The organism is Zobellia russellii (assembly GCF_018728565.1).
GTDB classification, from domain to species: domain Bacteria; phylum Bacteroidota; class Bacteroidia; order Flavobacteriales; family Flavobacteriaceae; genus Zobellia; species Zobellia russellii.
Window position 1 is genome coordinate 66451 of record NZ_JACSOI010000007.1, and the last position, 25457, is coordinate 91907.

At 39.3% G+C, this 25457-nt stretch carries 21 protein-coding genes and 1 riboswitch; of the genes, 12 read left to right on the plus strand and 9 right to left on the minus strand.

Annotated features, from left to right (window positions below; genetic code table 11):
- Window positions 1-54 precede the first annotated feature (54 nt).
- The gene (locus tag H9565_RS16045) at window positions 55-759 is read right to left on the minus strand and encodes an energy transducer TonB (protein ID WP_215441151.1); all 705 of its coding nucleotides are present in this window, start codon (window positions 757-759) and stop codon (window positions 55-57) included.
- 189 nt (window positions 760-948) lie between these two features.
- On the opposite strand from H9565_RS16045, the gene H9565_RS16050 reads away from it, so the two are divergent.
- On the plus strand, window positions 949-1965 hold the full coding sequence (locus H9565_RS16050) for an App1 family protein (protein ID WP_215441153.1): 1017 nt from the start codon (window positions 949-951) through the stop codon (window positions 1963-1965).
- On the opposite strand, the gene H9565_RS16055 is transcribed toward H9565_RS16050, so the two are convergent.
- Window positions 1962-2576 carry a deoxynucleoside kinase gene (locus tag H9565_RS16055; protein ID WP_215441155.1) on the minus strand — a complete coding sequence of 205 codons (615 nt, stop codon included), beginning with the start codon at window positions 2574-2576 and terminating at the stop codon, window positions 1962-1964. The two genes, H9565_RS16050 and H9565_RS16055, sit on opposite strands and share 4 nt — an antisense overlap.
- 199 nt (window positions 2577-2775) lie before the next feature.
- On the opposite strand from H9565_RS16055, the gene H9565_RS16060 reads away from it, so the two are divergent.
- The 6 genes from H9565_RS16060 (at window position 2776) to H9565_RS16085 (ending at window position 14175) form a co-directional block, all read left to right on the plus strand.
- Entirely contained in the window at window positions 2776-3633 is an 858-nt protein-coding gene (locus H9565_RS16060) for a GLPGLI family protein (protein ID WP_215441156.1), read from the plus strand.
- Window positions 3634-3684: 51 nt separating this feature from the next.
- Window positions 3685-6363, plus strand: coding sequence for a carboxypeptidase-like regulatory domain-containing protein (locus H9565_RS16065; protein ID WP_215441157.1), 2679 nt, complete (start codon window positions 3685-3687; stop codon window positions 6361-6363).
- 299 nt (window positions 6364-6662) lie between these two features.
- Window positions 6663-7919: a methionine adenosyltransferase gene (metK, locus tag H9565_RS16070; RefSeq protein WP_215441158.1), complete on the plus strand. Its 1257-nt coding sequence runs from the start codon at window positions 6663-6665 to the stop codon at window positions 7917-7919.
- Between the two features lie 76 nt (window positions 7920-7995).
- A riboswitch (SAM riboswitch) is annotated at window positions 7996-8107 on the plus strand.
- 125 nt (window positions 8108-8232) lie between these two features.
- Window positions 8233-9507, plus strand: coding sequence for an O-acetylhomoserine aminocarboxypropyltransferase/cysteine synthase family protein (locus H9565_RS16075; RefSeq protein WP_215441159.1), 1275 nt, complete (start codon window positions 8233-8235; stop codon window positions 9505-9507).
- A gap of 74 nt (window positions 9508-9581) precedes the next feature.
- The gene (gene thrA / locus H9565_RS16080) at window positions 9582-12968 is read left to right on the plus strand and encodes a bifunctional aspartate kinase/homoserine dehydrogenase I (RefSeq protein ID WP_215441160.1); all 3387 of its coding nucleotides are present in this window, start codon (window positions 9582-9584) and stop codon (window positions 12966-12968) included.
- Window positions 12969-13005: 37 nt separating this feature from the next.
- Window positions 13006-14175, plus strand: a complete 1170-nt coding sequence (locus H9565_RS16085; protein WP_394370258.1) for a trans-sulfuration enzyme family protein — start codon at window positions 13006-13008, stop codon at window positions 14173-14175.
- A gap of 72 nt (window positions 14176-14247) precedes the next feature.
- On the opposite strand, the gene H9565_RS16090 is transcribed toward H9565_RS16085, so the two are convergent.
- The 7 genes from H9565_RS16090 to H9565_RS16120 all read right to left on the minus strand — a co-directional run bounded on the left by H9565_RS16090 (window position 14248) and on the right by H9565_RS16120 (window position 21402).
- Entirely contained in the window at window positions 14248-14961 is a 714-nt protein-coding gene (locus H9565_RS16090; RefSeq protein WP_215441162.1) for a hypothetical protein, read from the minus strand.
- Entirely contained in the window at window positions 14958-17699 is a 2742-nt protein-coding gene (locus tag H9565_RS16095) for a T9SS type A sorting domain-containing protein (RefSeq protein WP_215441164.1), read from the minus strand. Before H9565_RS16095 ends, H9565_RS16090 begins: the two co-directional genes overlap by 4 nt.
- Before the next feature lie 284 nt (window positions 17700-17983).
- Window positions 17984-18376 carry a nuclear transport factor 2 family protein gene (locus H9565_RS16100; protein ID WP_215441166.1) on the minus strand — a complete coding sequence of 131 codons (393 nt, stop codon included), beginning with the start codon at window positions 18374-18376 and terminating at the stop codon, window positions 17984-17986.
- Window positions 18377-18444: 68 nt separating this feature from the next.
- Window positions 18445-19335, minus strand: coding sequence for an MBL fold metallo-hydrolase (locus H9565_RS16105; protein ID WP_215441168.1), 891 nt, complete (start codon window positions 19333-19335; stop codon window positions 18445-18447).
- Window positions 19336-19421: 86 nt separating this feature from the next.
- Window positions 19422-20003, minus strand: a complete 582-nt coding sequence (locus tag H9565_RS16110) for a Crp/Fnr family transcriptional regulator (RefSeq protein WP_215441170.1) — start codon at window positions 20001-20003, stop codon at window positions 19422-19424.
- 135 nt (window positions 20004-20138) lie between these two features.
- The gene (locus H9565_RS16115; RefSeq protein ID WP_215441171.1) at window positions 20139-20795 is read right to left on the minus strand and encodes a DUF1129 domain-containing protein; all 657 of its coding nucleotides are present in this window, start codon (window positions 20793-20795) and stop codon (window positions 20139-20141) included.
- A gap of 190 nt (window positions 20796-20985) precedes the next feature.
- Window positions 20986-21402 carry a hypothetical protein gene (locus tag H9565_RS16120; RefSeq protein ID WP_215441172.1) on the minus strand — a complete coding sequence of 139 codons (417 nt, stop codon included), beginning with the start codon at window positions 21400-21402 and terminating at the stop codon, window positions 20986-20988.
- A 277-nt stretch (window positions 21403-21679) separates the two neighbouring features.
- On the opposite strand from H9565_RS16120, the gene H9565_RS16125 reads away from it, so the two are divergent.
- The 5 genes from H9565_RS16125 (at window position 21680) to H9565_RS16145 (ending at window position 25442) form a co-directional block, all read left to right on the plus strand.
- Complete coding sequence (locus H9565_RS16125) at window positions 21680-22090, plus strand: RrF2 family transcriptional regulator (RefSeq protein ID WP_215441173.1); 411 nt, start codon at window positions 21680-21682, stop codon at window positions 22088-22090.
- Between the two features lie 179 nt (window positions 22091-22269).
- The gene (locus H9565_RS16130) at window positions 22270-22533 is read left to right on the plus strand and encodes a DUF2061 domain-containing protein (protein WP_215441174.1); all 264 of its coding nucleotides are present in this window, start codon (window positions 22270-22272) and stop codon (window positions 22531-22533) included.
- A 7-nt stretch (window positions 22534-22540) separates the two neighbouring features.
- Window positions 22541-23164, plus strand: coding sequence for a phosphoadenosine phosphosulfate reductase domain-containing protein (locus tag H9565_RS16135; RefSeq protein ID WP_215441175.1), 624 nt, complete (start codon window positions 22541-22543; stop codon window positions 23162-23164).
- A gap of 70 nt (window positions 23165-23234) precedes the next feature.
- Window positions 23235-24137, plus strand: coding sequence for a sulfate adenylyltransferase subunit CysD (gene cysD / locus H9565_RS16140; RefSeq protein ID WP_155597688.1), 903 nt, complete (start codon window positions 23235-23237; stop codon window positions 24135-24137).
- Window positions 24138-24194: 57 nt separating this feature from the next.
- Window positions 24195-25442, plus strand: coding sequence for a sulfate adenylyltransferase subunit 1 (locus H9565_RS16145; protein WP_155597687.1), 1248 nt, complete (start codon window positions 24195-24197; stop codon window positions 25440-25442).
- Window positions 25443-25457: the final 15 nt, after the last annotated feature.

The window sequence follows — 25457 nt, forward strand, 5'->3', positions numbered from 1 at the left end:
AATATAGATTGAAATGAAAAGGGGGCTTGATTGCCCCCTTTTTTTATTTGTTTATTAGTGAAGTTTGAATGTAATGGGAATGCTAAAAGGCACCCGTACCGGGGTTCCTCTTTGTTTGCCAGGTTTCATTTGGGGTAGTTTATCAATAATTCTTTTTGCTTCTTTTTCTAAGCTTTTGTCCGGACCTCGTAATTGTACGTTGCCTATGCTTCCGTCTTTTTGAATCACGAACATAATGTTCACTCGGCCTTGAATTCCCATTTCTTGGGCAGATTCAGGGTATCTGAAATTTTTGGCAATATGTCTGTTTATCATTTTCTGGAAACAATCACGTTTGTCTTTTTGGGTTTCACAACCGGGGAAAACAGGAACATCTTCAATGACCATAAAAGACATTTCTTCAGGTTCATCGGTTTCCAAAACTTCAATATCGGACACTTCTAAAATCTCTTCGTCTTGATTGGTCTCGGTAGATTCAAATACATCTTCAACGGCTTCTTCCTCATCGTCAATTATTTCAATTATAGGAGGTGCCGTAATTTGTTTTGGGGGAGGAGGGGTTTTGAACTCCACTAAAATGGGGAGTTCTTCGGTTAGTTGGTCCTCTATGTTCATGGAGACGTCGTAATCATAAGTTTTGTCATAGGTCTTCCATTCAAAGGCCGCAAGGGTTAACATAAGAACGAACAATAGCCCAAATAGAAAATAGATAGGACGGTTTCTGTTTAGGTCTTTTTGTGGGTTTTTCTTTGGTTTCATCTTTTCTGGGTTTAGAGTGGATTTTTAAAAATCAACAGGGTTAAACATGATTAAACTTAAAGCCAACTCTTTTAGTTTGAAACCGGTACTGAGGGAAACGTACCTTTGGGTGCGTGAACGCTACTTTTGATTAGTCATAGATTTTTATTGTAGTCGGTCTGAGCACTATATTTAAGTATATTTGATGTCATGGGTTTATTCGGAAAGAAAGACAAGTTGCAGATTATGGCTTTTCAGGGCTATGGGACCAATTCGCACTTTTATGCGCGTGGCAGGGCTTTGGAAGACGAGGAAATAGATTTGTCAAAAAAGGGTTTCTTCAATTTAATCTGGAACAGTTACAAGCGTTTTGAAACCGATGAAATACGCAATACCTGCGTTAGGATAAAACTTCCTGATGGGAGAACCCTTACCGGAAAAACAGATGGTAGAGGGTATTATACTTTTGATGAGCCGCAAAATAATCTAGAGGAGCTTACCAATGGGGAAGGTTGGTTAAATTATGAGATTTCATACTCGGATGCCTCTCTCCGTAGGGAAGTTCTGCATCAGAATAAGTTTCCCGGAGAATTGTTAATACCTTCCGCTACTGCACAGTTTGGGGTCATAAGCGATATAGATGATACAATCTTGCATACGGGCGTGGTTTCTTCGTTAAAGTGGAAGGTAATCGTAAACACCATTTTTAAAAGGGTCAGTAACCGGAAACCCTTAAAAGGTACGGCAGAATTCTACAATTTACTGCACAGGGGGCAATCAGGAAAGGAGGCGAACCCTATTTTTTATGTGAGCCATAGCCCATGGAACATGTACAGGTATTTAGAACTTTTTCTACAAGAAAACGACTTTCCCAAAGGCCCCATATTGTTGCGAAATTTCCCAAGCTTGGGGCTGCGCAAAAGACCGGACGAAAAACCTCAAAAGCAAAAGGAGATACTCAATATTTTAAAAACATATCCCAATTTAAAATTTATTTTAATCGGGGATAGTGGGGAGCATGATGCAGATATTTATAAGGAAATAGCGGAGTTATACCCAAAACAGATAAGTGCTATTTACATTAGAAGTGTAGCCCATAAACGAAGAATGGAACGGGTTAGAAGTCTCTTTAGCGCATATAAAACAACTCCTGTGCTATTAGTGGAAACTAGTGAACAAGCTATAGAACATGCAAAAGCAAATGGTTTTATTGCTAATACTCCCTAAAATAATCCGTTGATTTCTGCGTCTATTTTATTGATGATAGTTCCCAAATCTTCAGGTTGATCTACAAAATCCAAATCGTCTACATCAATAATAAGGAGGTTCCCCTTGGTGTACCCATGAATCCAAGCTTCGTAGCGTTCGTTAAGTCGGCTTAAGTAATCTATGGAAATACTGTTCTCATATTCGCGCCCGCGCTTATGGATTTGTTTTACCAAGTTGGGAATGGAACTTCTTAAGTAGATAAGTAAATCAGGCGGTTGAACCAAACTCTCCATCAGTTCAAAAAGGCTCTTGTAGTTTTCAAAATCCCTATTGGTCAACAGGCCCATGGCATGAAGGTTGGGGGCAAAAATATATGCATCTTCATAAATGGTCCTATCCTGAATAATTTCCTTGCCGCTCTCCCTAATTTGTAGGATTTGACGGAACCTATGGTTTAAAAAGTAAATCTGAAGGTTGAAGCTCCAGCGCTCCATCTGATTGTAGAAATCATCTAAATAAGGGTTGTCTACTACATCTTCAAAGTTGGCTTCCCAGTTGTAATGTTTTGCTAATAACCTGGTTAAGGTTGTTTTTCCTGCACCGATGTTTCCGGCAACTGCTATGTGCATAGAGCTTTATAGATTAATGGTTGTGTGTTTTTATGCAAGGTAATTAGAAGGTACAAGATACGAGATAACTATAGGAAGTAAAAACATAATTTATTCACAATATGAAAAAAAATGCCAAGTTTCTTGATTTTCTTTTGGATGTTCAATTAAACCAATTGGGATTATAACAGTCTTAAAGCCATATTAATTATCTGGTAGTATGAAAAGTAGACGGTTTATAGGGTTGGTTTTTGTTTTGTTGTGTGGCAGCTTGTATGCCCAAGATTTTCAAGGAAAGGCAACTTATTTTAGTAAAACGCAGGTAAATATGGATTTTGGTAACAGGCAAATACCTGAGGACCGGAAAAAGGAGATGATGGAGCGTATAAAAAGGGCCAATGAAAAAACATTTGTTCTTAATTTTAACCAAACGGAATCTATCTATAAAGAGGAAGAGCAGTTAGAGCAACCCGGAGGTAGGGATGGGGGCAGAGGACCGCGATTTGGAGCTTTCTCCACATCAGGAGGTGATTTGTACAAGAATATTAAAGAAGGGAAATACTTGATCAAGAATGAGCTTTTGGGTAAGATATTCTTGATAGATGATGAATTGGAAAAACTGGATTGGGTGCTTGGTAGTGAAACTAGGCAAATAGGGAATTACACTGCTTTTAAGGCAACGGCTACAAAGACTATAAAACGCCCTAATATGCGGGCTATTTTTCGTAGACGAAATGATGATGATAAAAAAGAAGAGGCAAAAAGAGAAGAAGAATTTGAAATAAAAGAAGTGGAGATAGTAGCGTGGTATACACCAGAAATACCCGTTAACCAAGGTCCTTCTGAATACTGGGGGCTGCCGGGGCTTATCCTTGCCGTAAGCGATGATATAACAACTATAATCTGTTCCGAGATTACCTTGAATCCAAAAGAAAAGGTAGAAATAAAGGCGCCAAGTAAAGGGAAAAAAGTAACGCAGACAGAGTATGATAAAATCTCGCAGGAGAAAATGAAAGAGATGCGAGAAAACTTCAGAAACCGTGGTGGACGTGGGCGTGGAAATGGGCGTCCGCAATAACATTCCTATCTATTTTAAATTAAATACGTTTTCACTTCTAATACTAGAATAATGAGAAATGCATGGTTGCTTATTATGTTTCTTATGGTGGTCGCTATTGGCTTTTCCCAGGAAATTTCATTGACGGGTACGGTTAAGGACAGTTTGGGGACTGGTGTTGATATGGCCAATGTTATCGCCATAAATTCCGAAACCAAGGGCTTGGAATCTTATGGTATTACCAATCATGCAGGGCTATATAAACTAAAGCTGAAAACGGGCCATGAATATACTTTAAAAGTCAGTTACCTGGGATTTAAAACGGAATCGTTCACCTTTACCGCTACCACCAATGATGCCGTTAAGGATATTGTTATGCAGGAGCAGGCGGCCCAGTTAGATGAGGTGGAGGTTACGTATGAAATGCCGGTATCCGTAAAAGGGGACACCATTGTTTATGATACGGATGCTTTTGTTTCGGGTACGGAAAAAAAACTAAAGGATGTTCTTGAAAACCTTCCGGGCATTGAAATCAATGATGACGGGCAGATAGAAGTAGAGGGAAAGACCGTAAGCAAGGTTATGGTAGAGGGTAAGGATTTTTTTGATGGCGATTCTAAGCTTGCCGTTGAAAATATTCCGGCCAACGCATTAAGTAAAGTTGAAGTACTACGGAACTTTAATGAGGTTTCCCAAATGAAAGGGCTTACCAATGATGATGATAATGTGGCTTTGAACATAAAATTAAAAGAAGGGAAAAAGAACTTTTGGTTTGGAGAGTTAACAGCAGGTTACGGTCCTGATGACAGGTATTTGGCACATCCTAAATTGTTTTATTATAGTCCAAAATACAGCATTAATATAATTACGGACCTCAATAATTTGGGAGAGGTTCCCTTTACCCGGAATGATTATAGAAATTTTACCGGTGGCTTCAGAAATATAAATTCTAGGGGCGGAAGTTCAATTGCAACAGGGGTAGATGGCCTTGGTCTTTCTACCGCTCAAAACAATAGGGCCAACGACATAGATACAAAATTTGCTGCGGCAAATTTCAGTTATTCGCCAACCGAAAGTTTAGATTTAAGTGGTTTTGGAATTTACTCCTATACGGGAACCTTAATGAAGTCTGAGCGAAATACCGCTTATATTGCTAGTAATGATGTGGAAAATGCAACCACTAATACAGATCAGACCGTGCACCTTGGATTGGCAAAATTTAGTGCACGGTACAAACCCAATGCCAACTTTCAGTTAGACTATGATGCGCTATTAAAACAGTCCGATGATAATGAAGAGGTAGACGTACTTTCTATATCCAATATAACGGATGAAATATCCGAGGTGAAAAAACAAAAGCCTTTGGCGGTCAATCAAAATCTCAACCTCTACTATACACTTAACGAGAAGAACATATTTGCTGTAGAGGCGCAGCATATGTATCAAGATGAAGATCCGTTCTATGAGGCGATCCGTAATGAATTTGCTTTCGTTGATATTTTTCCCGTTGATGAAACTCAGGATGTATACAATATAAACCAGACCAAAAATGTGGTCACCAATAAAGTGGATGCCAAGGTAGACTATTACCGTGTACTTGGAACAAAGAGCAACCTGAATTTAACTTTGGGAACCACCCAGAGCCATCAGAATTTTAATTCGGGAATTTTTCAGATTTTGGATAATGGGGAAACGTTGGATATGGATGGGAGCGACTTTGGCAATGAGGTTAGCTTTAATGTTTCGGACTTGTACTTAGGGCTACATTATAAAGTTATTTCTGGAATTTTCACTTTTAATCCGGGGCTTACTCTGCATCAGTTTAATGTTACCAATGAACAATTGGGCACGGTAGTAGAGGATGACCTAACAGCTTTATTGCCAGATGTGTATATCAACGCTCAGTTGAAGAAATCGGAGAATTTGCGGTTCAACTATAGGGTAACCCGTTCCTTTACGGATGTAAGTAACTTTGCTCAAGGGTACGTGCTCAATAACTACAATTCACTCTATAATGGTAATAGGGATTTGGAAAGTGCCCTTAACCACAACCTTTCACTGAACTTCTTTAGTTTCAATATGTTCAATCTTACCAATATTTTTGCGAATGTTGCCTATACCAAAAGAATAGATGCATTAAAAAGTAGTGCGGATATCATTGGAATAAATAGGGTAAGTAGTACTATCAACTCTAATTTTGAAGATGAATCTTTATCCGCTAGCGGAAATTATGAGCGTACTTTTGGAAAGGTAAAAGCTTCCGTAAGGGGTAATGTGGGTTGGTCTACTACCAATAATTTAATAGACGGCCAGCAACGCATGTCCAATTCGTTCACACAGAACTATACGGGTGCGCTTAGTACTAATTTTAAGAATGCACCCAATTTAGAGTTGGGATACAGGTATACGATAAACAATTACGAAAACGGAAATTTAGAAACTACATTTTATACCAGTAGACCGTATGCCCGTTTTGATGCCTCTTTTCTTAAAAGCTTTATTTTTAATGTGGATTATGATTTTTATAATTACACGGATAAGGACAATACAATTGACAATACATATAGTTTCTTGGAATCTACCCTAACGTATCAGAAGCAAGGTAGCCGATGGGAATATGGAATTAAAGGCACCAATTTATTGAATACCACTACGCTTAACCGTGACAGTACCAATGATTTATTCTTTACTACGCAGGTTTACTATGTGCAGCCACGCTACCTGCTATTATCGTTAAAATATGATTTGTAATAGTTGATAAACCTGTGCAAAGAGCATGGTATTTACAAAAGGAAATAATAAATAACACGATATTAATATTTTGATCTGAACATTTTTTATACTTTTGCGTCCTAATTAAATTAAAGAGGAGGGATTTGACTGATTGCAACCTCTGTTTTAAACCTGTTTGAATTGCCAATTTAAGATTGGTTTTTGCCAAGCGGGATTGTAGAACAAAAAAATGCTAAAGCAGTTGATGTTGAAAATTTTCACATCATACTTCTTCCGGCATTCTTTCAAATCCTTTTTAGAAAAAATAAAAGTTTGTTATGCCATATTTGTTTACCTCCGAATCTGTTAGTGAAGGACACCCTGATAAAGTTGCCGATCAAATAAGCGATGCCTTGTTGGACCACTTTTTGGCTTTTGACCCAGAAAGTAAAGTTGCTTGTGAAACCTTGGTAACTACGGGCCAGGTTGTTTTGGCTGGTGAGGTTAAAAGTGATACTTATCTAGATGTTCAGACCATTGCTAGAGATGTAATTAATGCTATTGGTTATACTAAGGGCGAATATCAGTTTAGTGGAGATTCTTGTGGAGTTATTTCGTTAATTCATGAGCAATCGCAAGATATTAGTCAAGGTGTGGATCGTGGCGAGAAAGAGCAACAAGGAGCTGGTGATCAAGGTATGATGTTCGGTTATGCTACCAAGGAAACAGAAAACTACATGCCGTTGGCTTTGGATATTTCGCATAAAATTCTTCAGAATTTGGCGGAGTTGCGTAGGGAAGGTAGAATCATAGATTATTTGCGTCCCGATGCCAAATCGCAAGTTACTATTGAGTATTCAGATGATAATGTGCCGCAACGTATAGATACTATTGTTATATCTACACAACACGATGCTTTTCATAATGATGATGAGGTAATGTTGGCAAAAATCAAAGAAGACCTTGTAGAGATTTTAATCCCAAGAGTGGTAGAGCAATTGCCAAAAGCTATTCAGGATTTATTTGATGATAAAATAAAATACCACATCAATCCAACCGGGAAATTTGTAATCGGTGGTCCTCATGGGGATACCGGACTTACCGGAAGAAAAATTATTGTAGATACTTACGGAGGTAAAGGTGCTCATGGTGGTGGGGCTTTTAGTGGAAAAGACCCGAGTAAAGTAGATAGAAGTGCGGCCTATGCAGCGCGCCATATTGCTAAGAATTTAGTAGCGGGCGGTGTTGCGGATGAGATGTTGGTACAGGTAAGTTACGCCATTGGTGTGGTTGAGCCTACCTCTATATATGTAGATACCTACGGAACGTCTAATGTAGACCTTACGGATGGTGAAATTGCCCAAAAGACCAAAGCCCTTTTTGATATGCGTCCGTTTGCTATTGAAGAGCGACTAAAGTTGCGAAATCCTATTTATTTGGAATCTGCGGCATATGGCCATATGGGTAAAGAACCAAGAATGATCAAGAAAGTTTTTGAATCGCCGTATAACGGTCGTATCGAAAAAGAAGTGGAATTGTTCACTTGGGAGAAGTTGGATATGGTAGGTGAGGTGAAAAAAGCGTTTAATTTGTAAATTTTTCAAAAATGTTGGTGAATTTAAATTCACCAACTATATATTTGTAGTTCCAAAAGTTCAAACACGTATTGAATAGTTATCAAGAAAGGTGGAGGGAATAGACCCTTTGAAACCTTAGCAACCCTTTGCCACCTGTGCAGAGAAGGTGCTACATTCTATCTCTATAAAAATGAGACAGATAACAAATCAGATTACTCATACTAATCTTTTACTTTCTTATAACTTTTTTGATATTCTACCTAGCATCGGATTTTCGGTTCAAGGTATCGGGCTTTTAATTATTTTAAATAACAATTAAAAATCAAAGATTATGAGTGATCAAAAATTCTCAACCAACGCATTACATGCCGGACACGATCCCGCGCAAACAGGTGGTACACGTGCCGTGCCTATTTATCAAACATCCTCGTATGTTTTTAATGATACGGACCATGCCGCCAATTTATTTTCATTGGCAGAACTTGGTTTTATCTATACACGATTGAACAACCCTACCAATCAAATTCTTCAAGAGCGTTTAGCAGCTGTTGAAGGCGGAGTCGGAGCAGTAGTTTTCGCTTCGGGAACTTCAGCTATTTCAACGGGTTTATTAACGCTATTGAAAGCGGGAGACCATATTGTAGCTTCCAGTAGTTTGTATGGCGGTACCTTTAACTTGTTGAATGTTACCTTGCCAAGGTTGGGAATCACCACTACTTTTGTTGATGCTTCCGATCCGGAAAATTTTGGTAAAGCAGTTCAGGATAACACCAGGGCTATTTTTGTAGAATCTCTGGGTAACCCTAAATTAGATGTGCTTGATTTGAAAGCTATTTCAAAACAGGCCAAAGCTGCTCAGGTTCCTTTTATTGTTGATAATACGGTGGCTTCACCTGCACTTTTAAACCCTATTGAGCACGGTGCTAACTTGGTAATTCACTCACTTACTAAATATATTGGTGGTCAAGGTACTTCTTTGGGCGGTGCCATTATTGATGCCGGAACTTTTGATTGGACCAACGGGAAATTTCCGGAATTTACAGAACCTTCTGCAGGATACCACGGTTTAGTGTATAGCGAAGCTTTAGGTGCCGCGGCCTTTACTTTTAAATTGATTTTAGAAGGATTGCGTGATTTTGGTGGAGCTTTGAGTCCGTTTAATGCTTTCCAGATTATACAAGGTTTGGAAACTTTGAATGTACGTATAAAACAACACAGTGCAAATGCACTTGAATTGGCTACTTGGTTAGAAGGAAGAGAAGAAGTGGCATGGGTAAACTATCCAGGTCTTAAGAGTAGCAAATACTACGATCTTGCTCAAGAATATTTGCCAAAAGGTCAAAGCGGATTGGTAACATTTGGAATTAAAGGTGGTTTTGAGGCTGCTAAAAAAGTTACGGATGCTACAAAAGTTTTCTCATTGTTGGCCAATATTGGCGATACTAAATCATTGATCATTCACCCGGCCAGTACCACGCACCAACAGTTAAATGAGGAGCAATTGGTAGGCGCAGGTGTAGGTCAGGATTTAATTCGTTTGTCCGTTGGTTTGGAAGATATTGAGGACTTAAAGGCCGATTTGGAAAACGCATTCGCAGCACTTTAATCAATATAAATTTTCTGTTAGAAATTAATAAGGCCTGACCTGTTTAATTAGAGGTCAGGTCTAACATATATCGTATGCTTCATCATTTGAAATTAGCAAACTATACCACGATCAGTGGGGTAACTCAAGATATTGAGCTGTCTTATCAATTGTTCGGTCAAGAATTGCACACGGCGCCCATAGTTCAGGTAAACCATGCCTTAACCGGTAACAGTAATGTTACGGGAGATGAGGGCTGGTGGTCCGCACTTATTGGAGAGGGCAAGTGTATCGATACCAAAAAATATACAATCCTATCGTTTAATATTCCCGGTAACGGATATGATAAATTTGTGATTGATAATTATAAGGATTTCGTGGCAGGAGACATCGCAAGGATTTTCCTGTTAGGCCTTCAAAAGCTTGAAATCAAGAAATTGTTCGCTCTTTTGGGCGGGTCTTTAGGGGGTGGTATTGCTTGGGAAATGGCAGCCATAAACCCAAAGATTATGGATCATCTTATTCCTGTGGCATCAGACTGGAAGTCTACCGATTGGTTGATAGGTAATTGCCAGATTCAGGAGCAATTTTTGGTGAATAGTAAGCAACCGGTTCACGATGCACGCATGCATGCCATGTTGTGTTACCGTACGCCGGAATCTTTCAAGGACCGTTTTAAAAGAAGTACCAATGAGGAACTTCAGGTTTTTAACGTGGAGAGTTGGTTAATGCACCATGGTGAAAAATTACAGGAACGTTTTCAGCTTTCGGCCTATAAATTAATGAATCAATTGCTCAAGACTATTGATGTCATGAGAAATGGCGAACAGAATTTTATAGATCTGCAGAATAGTGATGCGAACATTCATATTATTGGGGTAGATTCTGATCTGTTCTTTACCGCAAAAGAGAATAAGGAAACTTTTAAGCGGTTGGCACAGGCCAATGGAAATGTAACCTATGGCGAAGTGCATTCGCTTCACGGGCACGATGCCTTTTTGATAGAGTTTGATCAGATGGAGCGGTTATTGGAACCCGTTTTCAGTAGAAACGGAAAGTCCAAGAACGCAAAGGTTTTAAAGTTTGGAGGAAAATCTCTTTCCAACGGAGAAGGGTTGGAGCGTGTTTTGGATATTGTTTGCAACAAAGTAAATGAAGGCGAAAATATTGCCGTAGTTCTTTCTGCGCGGGCAAAGGCAACCGATCAATTGGAAGCCATTTTGGAAAAGGCGGCAAAGGGAGAAAATTACTATAAAGGTTTTGAGGCTTTTGAAAAATATCAAAAGCATACCTTCAAAAATGTGAACCTTTCGGCGGAGTTCAAGGATTTGGCAAAATTGCTGGAGGGCGTTTCACTTTTGGGTGATTATAGCTTGAAAATTAAAGACCAATTACTTGCTTTTGGAGAATTGATCTCTGCCAAATTGGTAACTAAATTGCTCATAGGAAAAGGGTTGAATGCTGTAATGTTGGACTCTAGGGAATTGATTAAAACCGATTCTAATTTTGGTGATGCATCAGTAAACGAGGCGTTGTCTAAGGAAAATGTTATTCGCAGTTTTGCAAAACTAGATGCAGATGCCGTGCCCATTATTACAGGTTTTATCGCTTCCAATGAAAATGGGGAAACCACTACGTTGGGAAGGAACGGTAGTAACTATTCCGCGGCCTTGTTTGCCAATTTCTTGAATGCGGAGGAGCTTCAGAATTTTACGCACGTAGATGGTATTTATACCGCAAATCCTGATTTGGTTTCGGATGCCAAGCGTATTTCCCATCTTTCTTATGGCGAGGCTAATGAATTGGCCAACTTTGGGGCTACTATTTTACATGCCAAGACCATCATTCCTTTAATAGAAAAGAACATTCCGCTTCGTATTTTAAATACGTTCAATAATGATAATGAAGGTACGCTGATCAGTGCCAAAACTAAAGAGGGAGGTATAAAGTCGCTGTCCGTTATTGAAAATGTATCCATGATCAATGTGGAGGGAAGAGGACTTTTAGGAAAGGTAGGGATAGATGCCCGTATTTTTAGTGCACTTCAGAAAAGCAATATTAGTGTAAGTATTATTTCTCAAGGGTCATCTGAACGGGGTATTGGCTTGGTAGTAAATGCTGACCGTGCTTTAGATGCTAAAAGAGCGCTGGACAGAGAGTTTGAGAGTGATTATGAGTCTAAGGATATTAATATGATTACGGTCTTGGACGAGGTTTCTGTAATCTCTATCGTGGGGCAGGATTTAAGTACCTTCCATAGACCTTATAATGCTTTGATAAAAAATCAGATTGCGCCTTTGCTTTTCAATAATACCGTATCTGGTAAGAATGTGAGTCTGGTACTCAGAAAATCTGATTTGAACAAGGCATTGAACGTAATGCACGGACAGATTTTTGGCATAAGCCGAAAAGTAAATCTTGCAGTTTTTGGTCATGGAAATGTTGGTGGAACGCTAATCGACCAGATTCTAAAATCTACAAAGACCATTCAAAAACGAAAAGGAATTGATCTAAAGGTTTTTGCCGTAGCCAACTCAAGAAAGATACTTTTAAATAAAAAAGGAATTCCAAAAAATTGGAAGGCTGCCATAGAAGACAAGGGTGTTGCTTACAAGGTGGAGGATGTTATCACCTACGCCAAGGAAAATCATTTGGAAAACCTCATTGTGGTGGATAACACAGCAAATAGTGAGTTTGTGGCCCATTACTTTGAGTTTGTAGAAAACGGATTTGATATTGTTTCCTCCAATAAAATAGCGAATACACTTGGTTTTGATTATTACCAGTTGCTGCGTGAAGAATTGGATAAACATCAGAAGCAATATTTGTACGAAACCAATGTGGGCGCTGGTCTTCCTCTAATAGATACCATTCGTTTGTTGCACTTGTCCGGTGAAAACATTACGGGTATAAAAGGGGTGTTCTCAGGTTCGTTAAGCTATATATTCAATACTTTTTCTGAGAGCAAAGAGCCTTTTTCCAACATATTAAAGGCGGCAATGAAAAGTGGTTTTACGGAGCCGGACCCGCGTGAAGACCTTTCAGGGAATGACGTTGGTAGAAAATTATTGATTCTAGCCAGGGAATTGGATTTGAGCAATGAGTTTTCGGATATCAATATTGAAAATTTAATTCCAGAAGAATTAAGGGACGGAGACGTAAACCATTTTCTGGATAACCTAGATGTGGTCGATGCCAAATTCAACGAAATCAAAAAGAACCAAAAGCCGGGTCATGTTTTACGGTATGTGGGCGATTTACACGGAAACCTTCAGGAAGAAAAAGGTATTCTAGATGTAAAACTAGTATCCGTACCTAAGGAAAGTGCCCTGGGGCAGGTAAAAGGTTCTGATTCAATAATAGAAATATATACGGAATCCTATGGGGAGAACCCATTGGTGATTCAAGGAGCCGGTGCCGGAGCAGCGGTTACGGCAAGAGGGGTTTTCGGGGATATTCTCCGTATAGCCGAAAAAGGATAAATAAAGTAAAAGGGAAAGTTAGCTTTCATCAATTTATATGAACATGGAAAAGAAATTTGAGACGAACGCCATCCGAACGCAGTTGGAACGTACTAAAAACTTAGAGCACTCCGTACCAATGTACATGACCTCTAGTTTTGTGTTTGAAGATGCAGAAGATATGCGTGCGTCGTTTGCGGAGGAGAAAGAGCGGAATATTTACTCGCGCTATTCCAATCCCAATTCATCTGAATTCATAGATAAGGTGTGCCAAATGGAAGGTGCCGAAAACGGTTTTGCCTTTGCATCGGGTATGGCCGCCGTATTTTCTACCTTGGCCGCACTTTTGGATAGTGGAGACCATGTGCTTTCTGCTCGTAGCATTTTTGGTTCGACTCATTCGCTGTTTACCAATTTCTTTCCAAAATGGAATATTGATCATACGTATTTTAAGATAGATGATTTAGATTCTGTTGAGGCTTTAATCACTCCAAAAACTAAAATTATTTATGCGGAAACACCTACGAATCCGGGTGTAGATGTTTTGGACTTGGAAGTATTGGGAAAGATTGCCAAAAAACATAAGTTGATTCTTGTAATCGATAACTGCTTTGCATCGCCTTATCTACAACAACCCATTAAGTTTGGCGCCGATTTGGTCATCCACTCGGGAACCAAATTAATGGACGGGCAAGGGCGTGTTCTTGCGGGTATTACGGTAGGTTCAAATGAATTGATAGATAAGGTATATCGTTTCTCTAGAATAACCGGTCCTGCATTATCGCCATTTAATGCGTGGGTACTTTCCAAAAGTTTGGAAACCTTGGCAGTTCGTGTGGACCGCCATTGCGAGAATGCGTTAAAATTGGCGGAGTTCTTAGAAGGACATGAAAAAGTGAACTGGGTAAGGTACCCGTTTTTAAAATCGCATCCCAAGCATGAAATTGCTAAAAAACAAATGAAAGCCGGTGGCTGTGTGGTTGCCTTTGAGGTAAAAGGCGGCGTAGAAGCTGGGCAGAAGTTTTTCGATTCTATTCAGATGTTATCCCTTTCGGCTAATTTGGGCGATGCACGTAGTATTGTTACGCATCCGGCATCAACCACTCATAGTAAGCTCTCCGTAGAAGAGCGTGCGGAAACGGGTGTTACGGACGGAATGGTACGCGTTTCCGTAGGGCTGGAACACATAGATGATATTATTGCCGATATTTCTCAGGCGTTAGGGTAAAACGGATAATATAAGAATGCACAAAAAAACCGAAGTGTTCTACTTTGGTTTTTTTTATGCATTAGATTAGTTCTATTTGGTCTTGAACTCAAAGACGGGCGATTGTGAACTGGAACCGTTTTCGTCGGTAGTGACCACTCTCCAATAGTAAGCAGTAGCAGGGCTAAGAGCAACATCGTCTATTTTTGAATCTGTTGTATTGGCGTGCAAGGTAACCGGTGGATTGGTAGTGCCTAAATACACCTCATAGGAAGCAATATCATTGTCAACATCACTTCCCTTCCAGCTTAGGGTAAGAGGTTGGTCTACATTGGCGCCCATGGTAGGTGTAAGAACTTCAGCGGGAAAAGGGGCATAGTTTTCATTACCTTCTCCGGCATTGTAAAACTTCCAAGTTTCGCTGGTTGCCGTATCAGTTGTTTCGTTTGATTTTGAGATAATGTTCCAAGAGTAGGGGGTGTTTCTTGAAATAGTCAATGCAAGTGAATTGGTGGTTGCATCATTTTCGGTCGTTTCATTGGTCTCCAGATTTTTTAATGTTAAGGTGTAACTGTCCGTATGTGAGGAAGCGTTCCATTTAAAGGTTACTTTACTTTGGGTGGCGGAGATAATATCACCTTGATTGCACTCTTCGTTATTTTCTGGAAAAACCAAGGCAGAGGCATCGGGCGGTAGGCTTTCTTTAGGGGGCGTGTTATCTTTAGTCCCGTCATCGCCACTGCTACAGCTGCAAAAGGCGCTAAGAAAAAGAAAAAGGGTGAATCGGAGGTGTGTATTGGATATCATTGTTTAACGATTTTAGCTTGGGAGTTGATGTTTTTTGCAGTGATGTTAAGGAAATAAATCCCCGAACTTAGATTGGATGTGTCAACAGTGGCAGTTTGGTTACCTGCAGATTCGGTCTTGGTCAGTACCACCTTCCCTGTAGACGAAATCAATTCAAGGGTAACTAAAGAATCCAGCGCATGGGAAAAAGCAACCGTTAGCTCATCTTTTACTTGATTGGGAAAGACGGTGACACCATCAAAAACACTAATAACCTCAGTGTATTCACCTTGACAAAACTTATCCGCCTGAACGGAAAGTTTGTTTTGACCCTTGGATAGGTCTAGCGTAATTTTATCTTGAGTAGTATGGGTAACGACCCCGTTTAGTTCAATGTTATAATTGTCACTGCCTTTCAAGCTCAGGGTAAGTTGGTTTGTACTGTTGTCTATCTTTGAGGATACGGACAAATCTTCCGGTTCGTCTATGGCTATAACAAAACATTGTTCATAATTGGCATCGGCGGTAGTGGTAATGCATAGCGTGTAAGTTCCCGCGCTTAAGTTGCTGAACAAGGCATCAGAAGTAAAATTCTTTTCTGTTCCGGTCTCCTTTATCTTTCCTTTAAATTGATATGAAGTAACTGTGGAGCTTATAGAAATAGTTCCATCGTCACTATTGCTGCACGATTCACCAGTTCCCTTTATCTTGAAATTATCGGCAGCTAAACTAAAAATAGCGCATCCTTTAGTATCTACCGTGGTGCTTAATGGAGTTTCAGGGCATTCGTCATCGGTATTATTTACGCCGTCATTGTCTTTGTCATTAGGGTCAACTGCAATGCAGTCTTCACCGGGTAATCCGTAACAACCTAAGCCTGCGGCTCCATACAAAGGTTGCCAAGTAATGCCCGCTACCCATTGTTCACCTCCTTTTTCATACGCACCAACATCAGGCTGATCACCCGAAAATCCATCGGTTATTCCTGGGATATCCTTTCCTTGGTCAATGGCAGAAGCACCGTCGTTTAAAATGAAATTGCCATTGGCGACGCTCATGAATGTACTGGCCGGAACAACCAGATTATTTTGTTTGTCCGATTGCGGCTCCCAATTAGAATCGCTTCCGAGGTTGTTCCACACCCGAACGTTAGAAAAGGCAGTTCCATCTTTGTGCCACGCACCCATTACTTCTGAACCGTTCCAAAGCGTATTGTTGAAAATATCAATGTCCGTTCCATTCCAATTGATCTGTACGTTGGTCCATTCAGTATTCCAGACCACATTGTGATGCACCACAAACCCTGCGGCATCATTATCCAAATAAATTCCTGCAGCTTTATATTTCTTTCCGCCAGAAGCGGTATCGTGAAACCAGTTATGGTGTATTTCCGTGGTGTATTGTGCTCCAACAGTATAAAAAAGGGCGCAATCATCCGCAATCAGGTTGCTTCGGGAGATATCGTTAAAAGCAAATTCATTGTTGGAACCATTGTACTGTACTGCGTCTCTTCCTCCTCTAAAAACGGTATTGTTTTTTACCAAACTGTTTTTGATGCCCCTAATGACCAAAGGACCATCGTACGAACCAAGAAAATTGCAGTCGTGAATATAATTGTCTAAAATTTGTTGGTTGTTGCCCCTAACGACCAATCCGGCTCCGGCATTAAATGCAATCTCGCATTTTTCAACCCTATTGTTTGAGCCCTGTACATGAATATTGGCATTGTTGGTGCGTGAGCTGTTAGTGATTCCTTGAGTATGATTGCCAAAAAAGGAGGTTATCCCGTAGAGTAGGTTATTGGTAGTTTTGCTATTGGCATTGGATGCCCACCAAGTAGAGCTGTCTTCCATATTAATACTCCCCCCAAAAACGGCCAAATTCTTTATTTCTATGTATTTTTTGTCCTTAAGGTTAATGGTTTCTAAACGGCGTCTCATCTTAACCTTGCCATCAATAGGAGCTTGACCTTTGGGAAGCTGAACGTACAGGGTGCTTGTGCTTTCATCAAAATACCACTCGTTTTCATAGTCTAAAGCACCTTTTACGCCCTCTAGATAAAAATCGCCTAAATCTGCTGGGGCATGAAAAGTTCTGACCCAAGTTTCATTGGTAGTGGTGGTATGGTCAAAATTTACCCGGCCGGAAGAACTGCCTGTAATCATTCTTTTCCATGCCAACCATCCGCTACCGGGCTTATCGCCATAGAACCAAAGTGCACCTCCGGTCCAGTCAATTCCTGGAATGGAAGCTTCCGCTAAATAAGCTCCGTTAATTACATCGCCGCTGCTTCCGCCCGTATTCCGGATGCTCCCCAAGGCAAAAGGGTCGGAGTCTGTTTTGTTGGGCCATCGGGCCAAGTCCAGTGCGGTGGCATCGTTCATTACAAAGTTCTCTTGTCCTAAAGAAGTGAATGAGATGGTAGTCTTGTAAATGGAGCCACTATCTTGACTCCAGCCAGATAATGCATCCATGGCCGTAATGATTACTTTTTCTCCGGGGAAGGATTGAAAAACAATAGGTTGGCCGGGACTCCCGGAATTAGCCGGAGTCAAGGTCTCTTGGTAGGTGCCCTCCCTAATGTATACAATGTCCCCCGCGGTGGCTTCGCCCGCCGCTTTAGAAATGGTCAAATACGGATTTTCCAGAGTGCCTGAATTGGAGTCGTCTCCATTTTTGGCGACATAAATATCTCTAGAAAAAGTGGTTAGACTAATCAAGAATACAATTACAAAAAGATAACTCTGTTTAGTTGGCATTTGTGTGGATTTAGGTAGGTTAAACAATGGGTGTCCTACCAAATCTAACTGAATAGAGATTTGCTTCAAATAGTAAATGATCAAAACGGTACAACAAATGATTTTTTATGGAGGTGGTAGCTATTTTGTCAAGTTTTTGATCAGTTGCCGTTACTGGTGCTTTTATCTAAAAATCTGAAAATCATTGTTTATAGAGGCGTTGAAGTCTGGGTTAAGTCTTAATTATTTAAAGCAAAAAAGCCTCCCAATTGGGAAGCTTTTTTGTTTTAACTCAACCGCGATTTTTATTTAGTCATGGCATCGGTAACCGTTTTACTGTCCACAATCTGTTCAAACCGGATTATTTTGCTATCCTTTAAAGTCCATAAGTGGGCTACTCGTGCTTCAAATCCTTTGCCTGTTTTTTTATAAACTCCGGTGTAATTACCAATAGCAATGACGGTATCCCCATCAGCTACATATTGTTTTGGGGTAAACTGGTAGTGAATCCATTCAGACCCTAATCTGGAAAATACATTCTTAGTAATCTCTTCTAGTCCTGTATAGGTACCTGCATATGGAAAGCCCTTGGCTTCTGTCCATTGAATATCTTCCGCAACATGCTTGGCTAAATTCTTTCCGTTTTCTTCGGAAGATTTGCCTTCGTAGGTGCTTTTTATGATTTCTAAATTTGTCATTTTATTTTTATTAAAAGAGCTACTTGACAATACCATAAGTATTGCCAAGTAGCCTATTCCTATTGATTTTACCATTTCATTTCGCCTGTATTCACTTTTGCTCCAATTTGAAGTGCGGTTTCAAAAGTAGCGTTTGGGTATTCCTTTTTCATCGTGCTGATTAAGTCCTTTGAAGTGGTATTGGTTTTTAAAGCTTCTTCATAGAACGTAATGTAGTCCTTAGTGTGAGCCACAGAGGTTAAGTTAAGTTGCGTATCCTTATTTCCGTGGGCAGGTATAACTACTTTAGGGTTTAGACTTTCAATTTTGTTTAGTATGGAAATCCAATCTTTTCTCGCTTCTTCAGTTTGGGCGTCTGCCATCCATACATGAAAAGTATTGGAGAAAATATTGATGCCACCAATAACCGCTTCGCTAGAAGGGATGTAAACAAAAGTTCGTTTTGGGAATTCGTCTAAACCAATAATTTCTAGTTTTTCACCTTCTAGATCTAATGCATCTTCTTTAAGAACCTGAGGAAGGATAGCATTGGTGGTAATAGCGTTTCCTAATTTAGCACCCCAAACATCTAGTTTCTTTTGGGCGGTAGCTTTAATGTGCTCTACGGTTGCGGGAGTTGCAAATACGGTAACCTCTGGGAAGTACTTTTTAAATACTTGTAATCCTAAATAAAAGTCAGGATCACCATGAGATACATAAATAGTTTTCAGGTTTTTGCCTGATTCTTTTATCTCTTGCGCTACAGTTTCGGCATCTGCCAAAGTAAACTGGGCATCAATTAAAATGGCATCCTGTTTTCCTGACACCAAAACTGATGCTACACCAAAGCTATTTTCTGATGCATTATAGACTTGTAGGTCAAAATTGTTGGTTTTAATTGTTCTTGTGTTCTGGGCTTGTACTTCCATATTAAATAAGATTATAGTTGTTAATACTAGTGTTGAAAAAATTGATTTCATTTTTACTTGTTTTAATTTGATGGTACAAAGGTGCGTGCCAATGCCATCCAAAACATTGAACTAGTTCAATAAATGAAACACTAGGATTATTTTGAAGCGGTCTTGCTTCTAATCTTGCTTAAAAATTCATGGGATATACCTAAGTAGGAAGCTAATTGCAGATTGGTGAGCTTTTGGGCAATTTCCGGGTATTTTTCAATAAAACCTAGATAACGGTTGTCCGCAGTCTGGCTAAGATTGGCAATCATTCTTCTTTGTAGCGATACTAATGTTTTCTGGGTCATAACCCGGAATAGTTTCTCTACCTGTGGTATTTGTTCATATAGATGTTCCTTATCAGCGTGATTTATGAGTAATACCTCACTATCTTCTAAAGCCTGTATGGTCAAGAACGAAGGGTTTTGGTTTGTAAAACTATCTATATCAGTTATCCACCAGTCCTTGGTAGCAAAATAAAGCACATGTTCTTTACCATCCTCATCTAAAGTAAATACCCTAAAACAGCCTTTAGTTACAAAACCTTCAAATTTGCAGACGTCACCTTGGTTTAATAGGTATTGTTTTTTGGCAATAATTTTAGGGTGAAAAGCATCACAAAAGGTTCGAAGCTCTTCGTTGTCCAATTTGACATTTTTTAGAATATTATCTTTTAGGAGTTTTATAGACATTTTTAGCGCTAACTGAATGTGGATTCCTATACTTTTTAAGGAGGAAAGTCCTATCAAAGATAAACATAACGATAAAACTGCATTTTTAGAAATGAAACCTACAAAGAGAGAGTAGCGTCTTCTTTATATTGGGGGTTATAGTCTTTTTGTAGCCACGGTTTTGGGATTGACCTTTCTCTTCCAATAAATAATGTAGATAGTTCCAAGAACGGTAGGAAGTGTCCATGCAATGAGATTTCCTATGCTGAGACCAGCAATTATAAATGCGGTAATGGAAGCGATCAAAGCACCGATCATCTTACCGATGTGCGAGATTAACCATCCATTTTTGGTCTTCTGAGGGTTTTTGTAAAACTGAAAATCTTTAAAAGTTAGGAGAAGCCCAAACCCTCCAAAGAATACATATAATATACCCATAGTATTCGTATTCAAAAGGGTATACAAACCAATGCCCAGCATTAGAATCGAAAAGAAAAGCATACTCCCTGAAATTACTTTATCTACTGCATCAGCTTCAGTTTTTATTTTGAAAGCCAACGCACGATTACCGATTAAAACAAGATATACAGTGAACAAGCCTATAAGTAGCAAGAATAGATTTTCATGATTGGGCATCATGGCTATTGGCATAGAAATTACTGAGCTACCAACCATACCTATAGAAAATAACTTGCCGAATTTTTTATGCAAGGAGCTGCCTTTTTTTACAATGATGCTACCTATGCCGGTAATCAATCCCACTCCGCCTAAGAAAGCATGGAGGTAAATAAAGAAAATGATAGTTTGTTCCATGGTGTTTGTATTGGTTTTAGGGGTAAAACTCAAACAATACCATGGTTTTTAAAAGAAGATGTTTCTGAACTGTAGTAATTAAGGGGTGAGTTGAAAAAGGTTTAGTAATGTCATTTTTGGATATAAAATGAAATAATTAATCAATTTTCAGCTTATACTCTGTCTAAGATGTTTTAAAAGACAATAAACTTTAAACTGCTCTTGCAAACGGTGTTCTGTCTGCCGGTAATTCTAATTGCTCCAAGACAGCATTTAAATCTATCAACGAATCTGGATCTATTATCTGCGTGTTTATGATCAGTTCTTTCTGACTTGTTTTTAGAATATAATCCCCAGCAAAGTTTTTCACTTGGATAATTTCATTCAAATTCATCTTTTTAGTCTGAAATAGAAGATTTTTTGTAATAGTATCATCGGCGATAGTCAGGTATTGGTTTTTGTATTCATAAATAAAATTGATGGTGTAAAAAAAGAACAATACAATGTTGACATAATCCGTCCATCGTCTTTGGCTAATAAAAAAGGCGGTCAAAACAAATAGAATTCCCCAAGCAATAACAATCAAAAAGTTTATTCTTAACCGTTTCTTTTTGTATCGTATTTTCATTTTCTAGTTTGGTTCTAGTTAATTTTTATGAGACTGAAGCTAAAATAAGTAAAATCTTACAATGTTCAAATTGGCCAAATAACTCAGAGTCTAATACCTTTTTCTATATACCAAGGTACAGATGCCGTACTCATGTTCTGTTGCGGCTTGGGGCTCTTTTTTATTGGTTAAGTAGGCGGGATGAGTAAGAAAGTTGGAGTTGTGGAGCGTAATTTGGATTTTAATGGTACACCTTTTGGGACTACATTCCCGTCCCAAATTTTGCTATATTTACCCCATGCTCTCAAAAAAGACAAAATACGGTTTAAAAGCACTGGCGTACTTGGCTTCGCAAGAAGATATGCAGCCAGTTCAGATTTCTGAAATTGCCAAAGCGGAGAATATCTCACAGAAGTTTTTAGAGAGTATCTTGCTTTCTCTTCGTAAGAGCGGTTTTTTGGGCTCCAAGAAAGGTAAGGGTGGAGGCTATTACTTAATTAAAGACCCAAAAGAGGTTTTAATGACAGATGTCATGCGCATTCTTGAAGGCCCAATAGCTATGGTGCCCTGTGTAAGCCTTAACTTTTATGAAAAATGTGCGGACTGCCCAGATGAGGCCACTTGCTCCGTAAACAAACTCATGCTTATGGTACGCGATGCCAATCTTGAGGTGTACCGCAACCATACTTTGGCCGATTTAATAGCCTGATTATCCGATCATCAGCTAAATACGGTGTAAAATCTTCAATATTTACAGGGATTTATTAAAAATCTACTAAATCTATAGGGTAAAAGTAAATTCTTCTGATTTTAGCCGTCTAACACAATAAAAATATACTACATTTGTTTACTCTATTAGATTGATAGGGTAATTAGATTAACACGAAAATGATTGTAGATCAATTGATTTTAGATAAAGCAGCTTCCAAGAAGAAGTATTCAGAAGATAAAAAATCCGAGAAGCCGATCCGTAGTATTGCAAAAGCGGTAAGCTGGAGGGTGATCGGTACTTTAGATACCTTGCTGGTTTCTTATTTGTTAACTAGTGAAGTGGCCATTGCTGCTTCTATAGCATCCATAGATTTTGTGACCAAGATGTTCTTATACTTCTTTCACGAGCGTTTATGGAATAAAATTAATTGGGGTAAATAAATAGGATATGAGTTTTTCAGAAAAAGAAATCCAAAAGCTTAACGAGCGTTTTAAGGAGGCAGACCCATCAGTTATTATTGATTGGGCTATAGAAAATGCAAAGAATGCCGTGGTGACTACCAATTTTAGACCTTATGAGGTTGCTATTTTGCATGCGGTTACCGATGTGAAAAATGATATTCCTGTTATTTGGTGCGATACAGGTTACAACACGCCAAATACTTATAAACATGCCGAGGAGTTGATAGAAAGATTGGGGCTGCAGATAGATTTGTACGTGCCTAAGCAAACTAGTGCGCACCGTGATAGTGTAATGGGTATACCTCAAATAGATGACCCAAAGCACGCCGTTTTTACGGAGCAGGTTAAATTAGAGCCTTTCAAAAGGGCAATGGAGGCGCATAAACCGGATGTTTGGTTTACAAACCTTAGAAAAGGACAGACTGCGTTAAGAGATTCATTGGATATTCTAAGTGTAAGCAAAGACGGTGTTCTTAAAGTGAGTCCGTTTTACCATTGGAGCGACGCGCAGTTGGATGCTTATTTGGAAAAAAGAGAATTGCCTAACGAGCATAAATATTTTGATCCAACAAAGGTTCTTGAGAACCGTGAGTGTGGGTTACATACTTAAAATACATTCCGCGTTTAGCGAAAAAAATAATAGAAGCATAGCAGTAGCGAAAAATATATATTCAAAAATTATGAGCCAAGATACATCACACATCAACGCCTTAGAAAACGAGGCCATCTACATCTTTAGAGAGGTAGCTGCTCAATTTGAGAGACCGGTACTTTTGTTTTCCGGAGGAAAAGATTCCATTACTTTGGTGCGTTTGGCACAAAAAGCATTTTGGCCGGCAAAAATTCCTTTCCCTTTAATGCATATTGATACAGGTCATAACTTTCCTGAGACTATTGAGTTTAGAGATAGATTGGTAGAGGAGTTAGGTTTGGAGCTTATAGTGCGTAATGTTCAGGATTCTATTGATCAAGGTAAGGTTAAAGAAGAGTCCGGTAGATATTCAAGTAGAAACTCTTTGCAGACCACTACATTGTTGGATGCCATTGAGGAATTCAAGTTTGATGCCTGTATAGGTGGAGCTCGTAGAGATGAGGAAAAGGCAAGGGCAAAGGAGCGTATTTTTTCGGTACGTGATGATTTTGGCCAGTGGGATGAGCGTAACCAGCGCCCAGAGCTTTTTGATATGTTGAACGGTCAGATAGAATTAGGACAGAACGTACGTGTGTTCCCTATTTCAAACTGGACGGAGTTAGATGTTTGGTCGTATATAAAAGATGAGGAAATTGAAATTCCTTCTATCTATTTCGCGCACAAACGTAAGGTGTTCTTGCGTGACGGTTTGATCTGGTCACACTCGGATTATGTGTACCAAGAAGAAGATGAAGAAGTTTTAGAGCGTATGGTGCGTTTCCGTACCGTAGGGGATATGAGCTGTACCGCAGCCGTTTTTTCCGATGCTACCGATATTGAATCTGTTGTTGAAGAGATTCGCGATTCCAGTATTTCTGAAAGAGGAGCCCGTATAGACGATAAAAGGTCTGAAGCGGCAATGGAGAAGAGAAAACAACAGGGATACTTTTAGGATTCTCGTTTAGGGAATTAGTTTAAAAAATTTGATTAAAAATTACAGCCAAATAAGATGGACGTATTAAAGATAGCAACAGCAGGTAGTGTAGATGACGGAAAAAGTACCTTGATCGGTAGAATTCTGTACGACACAAAATCATTGACCAGCGATAAGTTGGAAGCCATAGAAAAGACCAGTAAGAGCAAAGGGTATGATTACCTAGATTTCTCATTGGCTACTGATGGTCTAGTGGCCGAGCGTGAGCAAGGTATTACAATAGATGTGGCACATATCTATTTTTCAACTGCAAAGAAAAGTTACATTATTGCCGATACTCCCGGTCACGTAGAATACACACGTAACATGGTTACCGGAGCTTCTACATCTCAAGCAGCGATTATTTTGATCGATGCTAGAAAAGGGGTTATTGAGCAGACCAACCGTCACTTTTTTATCAATAACCTATTGCGCATCAAAGATGTGGTGGTAGCTATTAATAAAATGGATTTGGTAGATTATTCTGAGGAAACTTATAATGCTATTAAAGCCGATTTTGAGGAATTGATGGCGAAGAGAGATTATCAGGATCAAAAGATTACTTTCATTCCTGTTAGTGCCCTTAAAGGTGATAACGTCGTGAACAAAACGGATAAGACGCCTTGGTATACGGGTCCTACTTTATTGGAGCATTTTGAGGCTTTAGATCGTAAGGATATTTTTAACGTGGGTACACCTCGTTTCCCGGTTCAGTATGTAATTCGTCCTAAGACAGATGAACACCATGATTTTAGAGGTTTTGCCGGTAAAGTTTACGGTGGTGAATTAAGTGTGGGTGATGAGGTTGTAGCACTTCCATCACAGACCAGATCTAAGATTAAGGATATTTACTTCTACGATAAGAAATTCCAGACGGCTTCAAGAAGATCATCGGTAACGATAACTTTAGAAGATGAAATCAATATCAGTAGAGGAGATATGTTGGTACGGGCAGAAGACCTACCTACAATAGATAAGCAGTTTACCGCTACTATTTCTTGGATGGATTCCAATAAATTGACTACAGGTAAAAAATATGTGGTACAACACGGTGTAAATAAAGTGTTGGCCAAGGTGGATAATATCCATCATAAAATCAACCCTGATTATTCAGGTATTGATACCAACGTAGATGGTTTGGGCATGAATGATATCGCTCAGGTAACTTTCAAGTTAAATAAACCAATTTTTTACGACAAATTTAAAGATCACCGTACCAATGGCTCGTTTATCTTAATAGATACGCAGACCAATAGTACAGTAGGGGCAGGCTTCATAAGCTAAGAAGTCCGTTTCTAA

What these genes read in the sequence shown, in the direction of transcription:
- H9565_RS16145 (WP_155597687.1), top strand. Translation starts at nt 24,195, where the DNA reads ATGGACGTATTAAAGATAGCAACAGCAGGTAGTGTAGATGACGGAAAA.
- H9565_RS16085 (WP_394370258.1), top strand. Translation starts at nt 13,006, where the DNA reads ATGAACATGGAAAAGAAATTTGAGACGAACGCCATCCGAACGCAGTTG.
- H9565_RS16120 (WP_215441172.1), bottom strand. Translation starts at nt 21,402, where the DNA reads ATGAAAATACGATACAAAAAGAAACGGTTAAGAATAAACTTTTTGATT.
- H9565_RS16135 (WP_215441175.1), top strand. Translation starts at nt 22,541, where the DNA reads ATGAGTTTTTCAGAAAAAGAAATCCAAAAGCTTAACGAGCGTTTTAAG.
- H9565_RS16060 (WP_215441156.1), top strand. Translation starts at nt 2,776, where the DNA reads ATGAAAAGTAGACGGTTTATAGGGTTGGTTTTTGTTTTGTTGTGTGGC.
- H9565_RS16115 (WP_215441171.1), bottom strand. Translation starts at nt 20,795, where the DNA reads ATGGAACAAACTATCATTTTCTTTATTTACCTCCATGCTTTCTTAGGC.
- H9565_RS16045 (WP_215441151.1), bottom strand. Translation starts at nt 759, where the DNA reads ATGAAACCAAAGAAAAACCCACAAAAAGACCTAAACAGAAACCGTCCT.
- H9565_RS16090 (WP_215441162.1), bottom strand. Translation starts at nt 14,961, where the DNA reads ATGATATCCAATACACACCTCCGATTCACCCTTTTTCTTTTTCTTAGC.
- H9565_RS16050 (WP_215441153.1), top strand. Translation starts at nt 949, where the DNA reads ATGGGTTTATTCGGAAAGAAAGACAAGTTGCAGATTATGGCTTTTCAG.
- thrA (WP_215441160.1), top strand. Translation starts at nt 9,582, where the DNA reads ATGCTTCATCATTTGAAATTAGCAAACTATACCACGATCAGTGGGGTA.
- H9565_RS16065 (WP_215441157.1), top strand. Translation starts at nt 3,685, where the DNA reads ATGAGAAATGCATGGTTGCTTATTATGTTTCTTATGGTGGTCGCTATT.
- H9565_RS16055 (WP_215441155.1), bottom strand. Translation starts at nt 2,576, where the DNA reads ATGCACATAGCAGTTGCCGGAAACATCGGTGCAGGAAAAACAACCTTA.
- cysD (WP_155597688.1), top strand. Translation starts at nt 23,235, where the DNA reads ATGAGCCAAGATACATCACACATCAACGCCTTAGAAAACGAGGCCATC.
- H9565_RS16100 (WP_215441166.1), bottom strand. Translation starts at nt 18,376, where the DNA reads ATGACAAATTTAGAAATCATAAAAAGCACCTACGAAGGCAAATCTTCC.
- H9565_RS16125 (WP_215441173.1), top strand. Translation starts at nt 21,680, where the DNA reads ATGCTCTCAAAAAAGACAAAATACGGTTTAAAAGCACTGGCGTACTTG.
- H9565_RS16075 (WP_215441159.1), top strand. Translation starts at nt 8,233, where the DNA reads ATGAGTGATCAAAAATTCTCAACCAACGCATTACATGCCGGACACGAT.
- H9565_RS16110 (WP_215441170.1), bottom strand. Translation starts at nt 20,003, where the DNA reads ATGTCTATAAAACTCCTAAAAGATAATATTCTAAAAAATGTCAAATTG.
- H9565_RS16105 (WP_215441168.1), bottom strand. Translation starts at nt 19,335, where the DNA reads ATGAAATCAATTTTTTCAACACTAGTATTAACAACTATAATCTTATTT.
- H9565_RS16130 (WP_215441174.1), top strand. Translation starts at nt 22,270, where the DNA reads ATGATTGTAGATCAATTGATTTTAGATAAAGCAGCTTCCAAGAAGAAG.
- metK (WP_215441158.1), top strand. Translation starts at nt 6,663, where the DNA reads ATGCCATATTTGTTTACCTCCGAATCTGTTAGTGAAGGACACCCTGAT.
- H9565_RS16095 (WP_215441164.1), bottom strand. Translation starts at nt 17,699, where the DNA reads ATGCCAACTAAACAGAGTTATCTTTTTGTAATTGTATTCTTGATTAGT.